This is a genomic window from Bacillus sp. BML-BC051, from assembly GCF_019656175.1.
Lineage (GTDB): Bacteria > Bacillota > Bacilli > Bacillales > Bacillaceae_G > Bacillus_A > Bacillus_A mobilis.
Genome location: NZ_BPLI01000209.1, coordinates 1 through 484, shown reverse-complemented (window position 1 = coordinate 484; position 484 = coordinate 1). Strand labels below are relative to the sequence as shown.

The following is a 484-nucleotide window of genomic DNA, read 5'->3' as shown; positions in this document are numbered from 1 at the left end:
CATGACCTAAGTTACCACTCGTTTCAAGGAGTACGACATCCGATCCGGTGTCGACACAAATGAATTCCGGAGAAATTACACTTGTTAAATCTGTAGGTAAAACGTTCGCAACAAGTGGCGATACAATTTCGTATACGATTACACTACGTAACCCGGGAAGTGTTACGTCACAAAATATAATTTTCACAGATATATCACCTGCCGGAACGACATTCATATCTGGCACTCTTACAAACGATTCTGGTACACAGCAGATCGGAAATCCAGCTAACGGGATTCAGATTGGAAATATAAATCCAAACGGAACGGCTGTGATTACTCTCAACGTACTTGTTACAAATATTCCAAGTATAAATCCAATTTCTAATTCTAGTTCTGTACAATTTTCACATGTGGTCGACCCTAGCCAACCTTCCGTATCACAAATGAATGTATCTAATGCTGTTTCGACAACTATTAATAGTGCAATTTTAACAACCCAAAA

The 484-nt window shown here is 38.8% G+C and carries 1 pseudogene; it reads left to right on the top strand.

From position 1 onward, the window contains the following. Nucleotides 1-5: 5 nt before the first annotated feature. Nucleotides 6-484: pseudogene (locus K5S59_RS29985) on the top strand (DUF11 domain-containing protein); the annotation flags it as partial.